Below are 8,958 nucleotides of genomic sequence, written 5' to 3'. Positions count from 1 at the left end.
AGTCAGCAATAAGCTGACTTTTTATTTTAAAACTGCCAAACTACTATTTCTAAATAATAGTTATTTTTTAAGCTCCTTCACTTAAGAACTTATATTGCGCCATATATAATTCATAGTAGCTACCTCTGTTATTTAATAGTTCCATATGATTTCCAATTTCCTCTATTTTCCCATCATTTATAACCATAATTTTATCGCAATCTCTTATAGTTGATAATCTATGTGCAACAACAAAAGATGTTCTACCATAAAGCAACCTTTCAATACCTTTTTGAACTAGCTTTTCAGTTTCTGTATCTATATTAGAAGTAGCTTCATCTAATATTAATATTCTTGGATTTGCAAGCAACGCTCTAGCAAAGGAAACTAATTGTCTTTGTCCTAGCGATAATCTAGATCCTCTTTCATTTACTTCTGTATTATATCCATTTTCAAGCTTCATTATAAATTCATGAGCATTTACAGCTTTAGCTGCATTTATAACATCTTCATCAGTAGCATCTAATCTACCATATCGTATATTCTCCATTATAGTAGTTGAAAATAAAAATGTATCTTGAAGCATTATTCCCATTTGACTTCTTAGACTTTCAATTTCCACATTTCTTATATCTTTTCCATCAATTAAAACTTCTCCAGAAGTTGGATCGTAAAATCTACTCAACAAGGAGACTATAGTTGTTTTTCCGGCTCCCGTCGCTCCAACCAACGCTATTCTTTCTCCTTTATTAACTTTAAAATTAATATTTTTTAAAACATGTGAATTTTCATCATAAGAAAAATCTACATTTTTAAATTCTACATTACCACTAATTCTTCCAATTTCTTTAGCATTTTTTTCATTTTTTATAATAGGTTTAATATCTAATATATCAAAGATTCTATCTGCTGCTGAAAAATTAGTAACTAATGTGTTATAAAAACTTGAAAGATTCATTATAGGTCTCCAGAACATTCCTGTATACATTGAAAAAGCTATTAAAGTTCCTAGCTTTATTTCCCCTTTACTTACTAAAGTATATCCCACAGCAAAAACCACTATTGTTCCAATCCCCCAAGCAAAATCTACTAATGGCCAAAATAAATCATTTAATTGTACAGCTTTTATAAATGCTGTACTTAACTCTGAAACCATAGCTTTAAAATCTTTTTCCGTACCCTTTTCTTTAGCAAACCCTTGTACAACTTTTATTCCTGAAAAATCTTCATGAGTAAATCCATTTAAATTTGATCTCTTATTTCTATATATTTCCCATCTTTTTCTTGAAAATGTCTCAATACAAAATATTGATATAAAAAGAAGTGGAACTAAGGCTATACATGCTAAAGCTAATTTAACATTCATCACAAGCATAATAACTGTAACACATAAAAGATTTAATAGTTGTGGTATAAGGGACTGTATACTTTGTGAAAACAAATTTTTTAATGCATTAACATCTCCAACTACTCTTGCAAGTATTTTTCCAACAGGCCTACTATCAAAAAAATCAAATGATAAATATTGTATATGACTGTATAATTCATGCCTTATATTTACTAAAATATTATTAGTTATTGAAGTTATCATACTCCATCTAATTCTAGATAATATCCACGCTACTAAATTCAATCCTATTAAAGCTACCCCAATTAAAATCAAGCCCTTTGTATCATTATTAGCTACATAGTCATCTATAGCAACTTCTAATAGTAGTGGATTAACAATTCCACAAACCATAACAAAAATCATTAACAAAACAACTATAAAAGCTTTAAATTTATATGGTTTAAGGTAAGTTAATAACTTAGCTGTTATTTCTCTCTTGCTTCTTCTCATTACCTCTTCATCTTTTTTTATCGAATTACTCCCCAATTATATTACCTCCTGTTCTAGCATATTAAAATCTTTAAATTGATCACAATAAATATCATAATATGCCCCTTTAAGATTTAATAATTCCTCATGAGTTCCTTGCTCCTTTATTTTTCCATTTTCTAAATAAACTATTAAATCCGAATTTTTAACCGCTGAAATTCTATGTGCTATTATGAAAGTTGTACTTTCCTTTTCTCTTTCTTTAAGATTCTTTAATAATTTATGCTCTGTTTCCATATCTAAAGCTGAGGTAGAATCATCTAAAATTAATATTTTAGAATTTCTAACTAAGGCTCTTGCTATTGAAATTCTTTGTTTTTGACCTCCTGAAAGTCCTATACCTCTTTCCCCTATTTCTGTGTCAAACCCTTCTTCTAAAGACTCTATAAAATCTAAAGCACATGCTAAATCAGAAGCTTTTTTTACCTCTTCAAAAGATGCATTATCATTACTAAATTTTATATTATTAATTATTGAATCAGAAAATAAAAATGTATCTTGTGGTACTATTGACATACTTTTTCTTAAAAAGTTTAAATCATACTCTTTAACATCTATACCATCAATCTCTACACTTCCTTCTTGCACATCATAATATCTTCCTATAAGATTTAATAAACTTGTTTTACCAGAACCTGTAGTTCCCATAATAGCTACAGTACTTCCAGCCTTAATATCTAAATTTATATTATCCAAAACAATTTCATCATTATATTTAAAGCTAACATTATTAAATTTAATATCACCATTAATGACTTCTTTTTTATATTTTTTCTCATTATTTTTTATTTCCGGATTTCTATCCATTATTGCAAAAATTTTCTTTGCTGAAGCTGTATTTCTTGAAAGCAAGTCCATAAGTTCCCCAAGCATTCTCATTGGCCATATCAAGTTCCATATATATCCACTAAACGCTACTAAAACTCCTATTGATATTTCTTCTCTCATAACAAGAAATCCACCTAAAACTATCATTATTACAAGAGATACATTAGTCAAGAACTCTATTGGTGGAAAATAATCTCCTATTATTTTTGCTTGCTTCATATTTAAGTCATAATATTTTCTATTCATACCTAAAAACTTATTTATTTCATGTTTTTCTCTTGCAAAAGCTTTTACTAATCTAACACCAGCTATATCTTCTTGCGCTGTTGTATTTATAACTGCTGTTTGATCACTTATTTCTTCATAGCATTTACCAAATTTCTTTTCTAGCTTAATGCCTATAAATCCTATAGGTACCATAACTATAAAGCATGCAAATGCAAGCTTATAATTTAAAGTAAATAATATTATTGTAGAAATAACAAAATACAATATATTTTCTATAAAAAGTCGTATACCAAACCCTATAGTCTGCCATATATTTTCAACATCCTCACCTATTCTTGACATAAGTTCCCCAGTATTCATATCATCAAAATACTTAAACTCTAGCTTTTGAATATGATTAAATAAATCATTTTTAATATCTGCATGTACCCATGTACTAAGTAAATCATATAAAAATTCCTTACCATACCCAAAGAATGATTTTATAAGTGTTATAATAAAAATCCCAACTAAAGTCCAAGTTATTACACTTTCATTTCCATTTGTAATTCCATCATCTATAAATATTTGTTGCAAATAAGGAATACACAAGTCCACTCCTATAACAATAAACATAGAAATAGTTCCTAGTATCAATGTTCCCTTATACTTAGAAACATATTTAAGTATTCTAGTCATTTAAAATCCCCCTTTTAATATATCCTCTTTAACGCTTTTGTTAATTATTGCTCATCGCTCTCATCCTTTCTAAAAAATAAATAAAGACATAGTTATTCCCTTACCTTTTATCTTAAACTTAAATTTCAAAGTAAAAAATAAAAGACAGGATTAATAACCATGTCTTCAAACTTCAATTTATTATTATAAAAATAAATTAAACAATTTTAAAATAATCTTTTTTATAGCTAAATTTATACACTACATTTTTTGATTATTCCTAGAGATAGGGTTATTAATATTTTCATTAAATATTTTATTGTTTTTTCTATCTTGCCATCACAAGCAAATATAGTATTTAACATATTCCTACCTCCTTTTCCTTAATCTTCTATAATTATATTCCTACATTTTTTCCTTGTCAACCACTTTTGTAACTATTATCCACTTTTTCTATATTTTTAATCTATAATTTACGACGTATTCTTACTTCATTAGAATTATAAAAAGTAAACTCTTTATCAACTCCCTCTTTTTCCCATGAGTAATATTAAATGTTATACAAAATATATAAATATAATAAATTTCAAGGAGGGATAACTTTGAATAAATATAAAGTTAGTATTTTTTTATTGATTTTTATTCTTTTATTTACTATCTTACCTAATACAACTTATGCCAACTCTAAAACTACAATACCAGAGGATAGCGAATTAAATTGGTATTTTGTAAATAGAGGAAAAGATACAACTCCAGAAGCACCAAAAGAATCTGCAGATTTTTTCAGCAAATATGATGCTTATTATGTTGGAAATACAGAAGAAAAAGTCATTTATCTAACTTTTGATGAAGGATATGAAAATGGCTATACTGAAAAAATATTAGATGTTTTAAAAGAAGAAAATGTACCTGCTGCATTTTTTGTTGTAAAACCTTATATAACTCAAAATCCAGATATAATAAAAAGAATGGCAGATGAAGGGCACTTAGTATGTAATCATTCTAATCACCATCCTTCAATGGCTACTGTTTTGGATACTGAAAAGTTTAATAAAGAATTTACCGATGTAGAAGAAGCTTATAAAGAAGTTGTTGGTAGTGACATGCCAAAATATTTTAGACCTCCAATGGGTAAATATTCTATTAACTCTTTAAAGAAAACTCAAGCCCTTGGTTATAAAACAATTTTTTGGAGCTTTGCTTATAAAGATTGGCTTATAGATAATCAACCTAGCGAAGAAATGGCAATTAAGAAAATAACAAATGGTGTTCATCCTGGTTGTATTATGCTTTTACATGCAGTTTCTAAAACTAATACTAATGTATTAAAAACAGTAATTGAACAAATTAAAGCTGATGGATATGAATTTAAATCTTTAGATGAATTAAATTCCAATTAATGTTGCCTAATTTTCATTAAATAATTTAAACTCAAAATGGATAATGCTAAATTTAAAAACTTTCTAAGTTTTATTATAATATAGCATTATCCATTTTATTATTTAATATGACTTTATAATATATTACACTCCTTTTTCAAAGTATCTTTGATATACTTTGGAAAATATAAAGTTAAATCCGAATGATTTTTATATCTATGAATATCATATTTCTTTTTAATATTAAGATTATTTAACGCTTCTATTAAAGGTTCAATATCACTTTTAAAGGTTTCTTCTTCATTTGAATAATGTAGATAAATACTATTACCATTATTCTCGTTATTTTTCAATCTATTTTCCATAAGAATATTAAGTTTATTTATTGATTCTTTTGATTCATCACCCATAATATAGTTTAATATATTTCTATGACTCGGAAGATATAAATAATTACCTAATCTATATTGTGGTGCACCTGCAACTATACTTGTATTCTTTCTTCCCATTCCAAAATATAACGCTGCATAAGCCCCTTTACTTGAACCTATATATATTTCTTTTTCCGCTTTAACCTCTTTACAAATATCATCTATTAATTTTTCTACATCAATAGCTATTGCAAAGTCCTTATTTTTCCCCAAGTAATAAGCACCTCTTCCGTCAAATCCAAAGTCATCTAGTATAAATAACTTATTACACTTAATTCCTTCTAATGTTCTAATATAGTTATATCTTGCCTTCTGGCCTTTTTTTGTACAGGCTGTAAAAACAATTAAAATATCATTAGACTTTTTATTAAATTCAACTAAATACTTTATATCATACATTTTACCTGTATATGTTTTTTGCTTAAATTTCATAAGATATTTTGTCTTTATAAGATCAGTGCCTTTGTTTATCTTTACCATAATTCCCATAAATAAAATTTTCTCCTAAATTCCAAAGCCCTTAACTATTTTTGATTTTCTTTCTAATGACTTTTTAATCATTTCTCTACAATCATTTGGTATATTTTCATATTCTTCTTTATTGCTTAAACTATTATAGTTTACAAATACATTTACTACAGCTGATTCTATTGCACTATGTAATAATATTGCTGCAACTATAGCATCTGAAGTCAAATTCTTATTTCCATACTCAACTGCAAATTCTATATTATCGTAAAACTCCAAAGAAGTTTTAGCTAAATTTAAAGGTGCTTCCATAGCTAATATAGTTTTTTCTTTTATCATTTTACTTCTATATAATTTTTCTTCTTCATTTTCCTTAGGAAGTTTAAAAGTATCCATAAGAGTTGTAAATGTACTTCTATCTGCTTCCATAAACTTCAAACTTTCCTTTATAAAAGCTTCACTTTTTTCTGCAAATACCTTCATTTTATCTTTATTTTCTTCATCTAATTTCTCAAAAGACTTTTTATATATAGTAAAAGAATATACCATTGAATTTAATGCTGAAGCTAATGCTGATACTAAAGCAGCTGTACTTCCACCTCCTGGTGATGGCAAATCTGTTTTTAATTCATATAAAAATTTATCAATACTATAATCTTTAAATTCCATATACTCTAACTCCTTTCCTTAATTACTTCTTGGTAAACATTAATTATTTTATTTACTATTATTTCAGGACTAAATTTATTGATACAATATTTTCTTACTTCTTGTGGATCATATTTTTCTATATTATTTTTTATATACTCCATTGCATTACCTAAATCCACAACATTATCCTTTTCTACTAAAATTCCTACCTCTTTGCTTATAATGTCTTCCGCCCCCCCATTATAAGCTCCAATAGTAGGCTTTCCACTGGCTAAAGCTTCAATATATACAACACCAAAAGTTTCATATCTAGAAGGTAATACAAAAACATCACATCTATTCATCCACTTTGAAACCTCTTCTCTTATAAGCGCTCCAGTAAAAATAACTTGCTTTTCAATATTTTCATCTCTTGCTATAGATTTAAGCCATTCTTTTTGACTACCTTCTCCACCAATTACAAGTTTCACACTTTGATTCTTGAATTTTTTAGCAAATGCCTTAATTAAAGTATCAAACCCCTTTTCACCCTCTAAAAAAGCAAGTGAAAAAAATATAAAATCATTATCATCTTTTTTTATATTACTAATATCAAATATCGATAGGTCAACTAAATTACCTATAACTTTTATATCATTTCTATTAGTCAATTCTTTTAATTCTTCTTTCAATCCATTTCCAACAGCAATTAGCTTATCTGCACTATTATAAGATTCTACTATCCTGTTATAATAGCTATCTCTAACATAAGCTCCTCTCTTTACTGAAGAATGCTCTGTAATTATTAAAGGAATATTATATTTTTTTGCTATATAAGAAGCACTTATTCCTCCCCACAAAGATGATTGTGCATGAATAATATCAACTTTTCCTTCTTTTTTAACTATTTCACTATAAAGTTTATCCATTCTTCTATCAAAAACTTTAAACATTAAAGGATTCTTTGGAATAAAATTATAATTCTTATATCTATAAGTTCTTAAGCCTTTTTCAACATTAAAATTAATTCCTATCTTTTCATTAACCTTTCCTAGTAATGTTAATGGCCAAATTTCATTATATGCAACCGTCACCTTAATTCCTGCATCTTGAAGCTTAGTAGCCTGTTCTCTAAAAAAACTACCATGAACTTTATTTCTATTATTATCATACCAAGAAGGTATAAACATTATATGCATAATCCTTACCCCTTTAAAATTTCATTAAGCTTTTTAGAAATATGTTTCCATCTATATTCTTCTATAGGTCCATATTGCTTTCCTGAAGTTACAATACCAACCATTTTTTTAATTCCTTTTTGTATTTCTTCTTTATTGTTACTAACTACTATACATTTTTCTTTATTTAAAACAACATCTTTTATAGGATCATTTTCATCACCTAATATAACAAAGATAAGTCCATCTGCTCCAAAGTAATCATAAATTTTAGCTGGAATTTGCTTTGAATTTTTATTACCAAATAAAAGTAAAACCTCACTATTAAGCATATATCCTAAAGCCTCGTTATACGGAATCCTTGGTGAAACATTTATATTTTCTACTGATATAAGCTTATTTTTTATATCTTCATCATCAATATTTCCAAAGAATAATATATTAAGTTTTTTGAATAACTCATTATCCTTTTCTTTTATTTCATCTAAGGCATCTATAAATGGTCTTACATCTCTAAGCTTTGAAAAAATTTCACCTGCATAAACAAAATTTATTTTTTCATCACTCAACATTTTAGGATTTGAACTTATTTTAATTTCATTATATTGTTCTTCATCATATCCTCTAGTTACTATAAAAGTTTTTTCAATTGGAATATTATATGTTTGTATATAATCGTCCCTATTTGCCTTAGTTACAAAAATAAACCTGTCACTAAGTTCTACTATTTTCTTTTCATAGCCTTCTTCAAATTTCCTTCTAAATTTACTTATATTTTCTCTTGTTGAGTCCTTAAGCCAAGGATCACTCCAATATGTAACCCAGGGAATATTCTTAAACTCTTCTTTTATTTTCAATGCACAAATATGACTTGAAGGTGGTTCATGCATTGAAAATATAACATCAAATTTTTCTTTTTTAGTTAATTCAATACCGTATCTAGCTGCATTCTTTGCCCAATTAAAATACATATCTGGAATTGCCACTAAAGACTTTCCTTTTCTTAAAGCTGTCTTTACAAAGCTTTTTTTATTGTTTCCAGCTTTTGCTATATTATTAGATTTTTTAGGCATTATCCTTTCAAAAATCTTTCCACCACTAATTATATGCATTTTAACTTTTTTATCTAACATGCTCAATATATATTCATCATAATATATTGAATTTTTAGGGAAATTTACTGTTAAAAGATGAACTTCATTTCCTTCTATTTTAGATAAGTTATTTAAATACTGTAATGTTTCTATAGATGCTGAGTTATTTATAAGAGGTGAATAGCAAGCTATAAATAATATCTTCAT

General features: G+C 26.8%; 7 protein-coding genes. 1 reads left to right on the top strand and 6 read right to left on the bottom strand.

Going from position 1 to position 8,958, the window contains the following annotated elements; translation table 11 throughout:
• Window positions 1–67: 67 nt before the first annotated feature.
• Together HMPREF0216_RS15965 and HMPREF0216_RS15960 are read right to left on the bottom strand one after the other, a co-directional pair.
• Window positions 68–1,819: an ABC transporter transmembrane domain-containing protein gene (locus HMPREF0216_RS15965; protein ID WP_051040736.1), complete on the bottom strand. Its 1,752-nt coding sequence runs from the start codon at window positions 1,817–1,819 to the stop codon at window positions 68–70.
• Window positions 1,820–1,855: 36 nt separating this feature from the next.
• Complete coding sequence (locus tag HMPREF0216_RS15960) at window positions 1,856–3,592, bottom strand: ABC transporter ATP-binding protein (RefSeq protein WP_005216456.1); 1,737 nt, start codon at window positions 3,590–3,592, stop codon at window positions 1,856–1,858.
• 533 nt (window positions 3,593–4,125) lie between these two features.
• Here HMPREF0216_RS15960 and pdaA point away from each other — a divergent pair.
• Entirely contained in the window at window positions 4,126–4,971 is an 846-nt protein-coding gene (gene pdaA / locus HMPREF0216_RS15955; RefSeq protein WP_005216453.1) for a delta-lactam-biosynthetic de-N-acetylase, read from the top strand.
• Window positions 4,972–5,084: 113 nt separating this feature from the next.
• Here the strand turns inward: pdaA and HMPREF0216_RS15950 are convergent, their stop codons facing one another.
• From HMPREF0216_RS15950 to HMPREF0216_RS15935, 4 genes are read right to left on the bottom strand one after another with little or no spacing between them, the layout of a single operon-like run.
• On the bottom strand, window positions 5,085–5,870 hold the full coding sequence (locus HMPREF0216_RS15950; RefSeq protein WP_005216451.1) for a hypothetical protein: 786 nt from the start codon (window positions 5,868–5,870) through the stop codon (window positions 5,085–5,087).
• Window positions 5,871–5,885: 15 nt separating this feature from the next.
• Complete coding sequence (locus HMPREF0216_RS15945; protein WP_005216450.1) at window positions 5,886–6,518, bottom strand: cyclodeaminase/cyclohydrolase family protein; 633 nt, start codon at window positions 6,516–6,518, stop codon at window positions 5,886–5,888.
• 5 nt (window positions 6,519–6,523) lie between these two features.
• Window positions 6,524–7,678, bottom strand: a complete 1,155-nt coding sequence (locus tag HMPREF0216_RS15940) for a glycosyltransferase (protein ID WP_005216448.1) — start codon at window positions 7,676–7,678, stop codon at window positions 6,524–6,526.
• A 5-nt stretch (window positions 7,679–7,683) separates the two neighbouring features.
• Window positions 7,684–8,958 (bottom strand): glycosyltransferase, encoded by a 1,275-nt coding sequence (locus tag HMPREF0216_RS15935; RefSeq protein ID WP_005216447.1) that lies wholly within the window; start codon window positions 8,956–8,958, stop codon window positions 7,684–7,686.

Origin of the sequence: Clostridium celatum DSM 1785 (assembly GCF_000320405.1) — a bacterium.
Taxonomy (GTDB): Bacteria; Bacillota; Clostridia; order Clostridiales; family Clostridiaceae; genus Clostridium; species Clostridium celatum.
The sequence above is the reverse complement of the archived record's forward strand: the minus strand, read 5'-3'. Positions and strand labels throughout refer to the sequence as shown.

What these genes read in the sequence shown, in the direction of transcription:
- HMPREF0216_RS15965 (WP_051040736.1), bottom strand. Translation starts at nt 1,819, where the DNA reads ATGAGAAGAAGCAAGAGAGAAATAACAGCTAAGTTATTAACTTACCTT.
- HMPREF0216_RS15960 (WP_005216456.1), bottom strand. Translation starts at nt 3,592, where the DNA reads ATGACTAGAATACTTAAATATGTTTCTAAGTATAAGGGAACATTGATA.
- pdaA (WP_005216453.1), top strand. Translation starts at nt 4,126, where the DNA reads ATGTTATACAAAATATATAAATATAATAAATTTCAAGGAGGGATAACT.
- HMPREF0216_RS15950 (WP_005216451.1), bottom strand. Translation starts at nt 5,870, where the DNA reads ATGGGAATTATGGTAAAGATAAACAAAGGCACTGATCTTATAAAGACA.
- HMPREF0216_RS15945 (WP_005216450.1), bottom strand. Translation starts at nt 6,518, where the DNA reads ATGGAATTTAAAGATTATAGTATTGATAAATTTTTATATGAATTAAAA.
- HMPREF0216_RS15940 (WP_005216448.1), bottom strand. Translation starts at nt 7,678, where the DNA reads ATGCATATAATGTTTATACCTTCTTGGTATGATAATAATAGAAATAAA.
- HMPREF0216_RS15935 (WP_005216447.1), bottom strand. Translation starts at nt 8,958, where the DNA reads ATGAAGATATTATTTATAGCTTGCTATTCACCTCTTATAAATAACTCA.